We start from the raw sequence: 1,376 nt of genomic DNA on the forward strand, positions 1-1,376 counted from the left end.
TTATCGGACATGGATGCGACCACTTCGGATCGCGACGGCCCGGACATCTGCGTGATCGTCCCGACGATCCGGGAGTACGAGTGCCTCCGCGCGTACGTCGAGAACGCCCGCGAACACGGGTTCGACCTCTCGCGGCTCCACTTCGTCTTAGTCACCGAGGACTTCTGTGACGTCGACGAGATGCGCGCGATGTTCGACGAGTTGGGCGTCTCCGGCGAGGTGTTCGACGGAACCCGTCGCGAGGAGTGGTACGAGGCCAACGACGCGGCGGCGTACGGCCACGTCGTCCCGGCCGCGAGCCACGCCGAGACGAGCTTCGGGCTCCTCTACATGTGGGCCGACGAGTCGTTCGACTACGGGATCTTCATCGACGACGACACGCTGCCGCACGACGACGCGGACTACTTCGGCCGCCACATGGAGAACCTCGCGTTCGGCGGCGAGATCGAGCGCGTGCGCTCCGACGAGAACTGGGTCAACGTCCTCTATCAGAACGCCGACGAACACGGGCTTTACCCCCGCGGATACCCGTACTCCGCGATGGACGAGACGGTTGAGACGGACTCGGTCGCGGTCGAGTCCGGCGAAGTCGTCGCCTCGCAGGGGCTGTGGACGAACGTCCCCGACCTCGACGCCGTCCGGATCCTGATGGACGGCGACCTGGAGGGACAGGCGCAGACCCGCACGACCGCCGACGACTTCGAGCGCGACTTCGTCGCCGGGCGCGGGGACTACCTCACCGTCTGCTCGATGAACCTCGCGTTCCGCCGCGAGGTGATCCCGGCGTTCTACCAGCTGCCGATGGATGACAACGAGTGGGACGTGGGGCGGTTCGACGACATTTGGTCGGGGCTGTTCCTGAAGCGCGCCTGCGACGTGCTGGGCGGGCGGATCTACAACGGCGGCCCCCTCTGCGAGCACAACAAGGCTCCGCGCTCGACGTTCGACGACCTCGCGAACGAGGTGGCGGGGTTAGAGCTGAACGAACACGTTTGGGAGGTGATCGACGAGGTCGGCGACGACGCCGACTCGTACGCGGCCGTGTTCGCCGAGATGGCGGACGCACTCGCGGACGGCGACTTCGCCGAGTGGAACAACGGCGCGTTCCTCAACCACTGCGGCGAGTACATGCGCGACTGGCTCGACTGCCTCGACGCTGTCAGCCGGACGCCCGCGGCCGCGGACGACTGAACCGACACGACTAAGACTGTTTAGGTAAGCCTAAAACACATGACGAACCACGATCAGGCCGAGACGAGGATGAACCGCAGACGCTACCTCGCGAGCGCCGCCGCGGTCGGCGCGGTCGGGCTCGCGGGCTGTAACGGGACGACCGACGACTCCGACGGTGACTCACAGTCGAACATCGGACAGAT

Annotated in this window: 1 protein-coding gene; it reads left to right on the top strand. The window is 66.1% G+C overall.

Features of this window, described 5'->3' with window-relative positions:
* Window positions 1-9: 9 nt before the first annotated feature.
* Window positions 10-1,191 carry an alpha-1,4-glucan-protein synthase, UDP-forming gene (locus tag BN903_RS07680; RefSeq protein WP_048077179.1) on the top strand — a complete coding sequence of 394 codons (1,182 nt, stop codon included), beginning with the start codon at window positions 10-12 and terminating at the stop codon, window positions 1,189-1,191.
* Window positions 1,192-1,376: the final 185 nt, after the last annotated feature.

This window comes from Halorubrum sp. AJ67 (genome assembly GCF_000513435.1).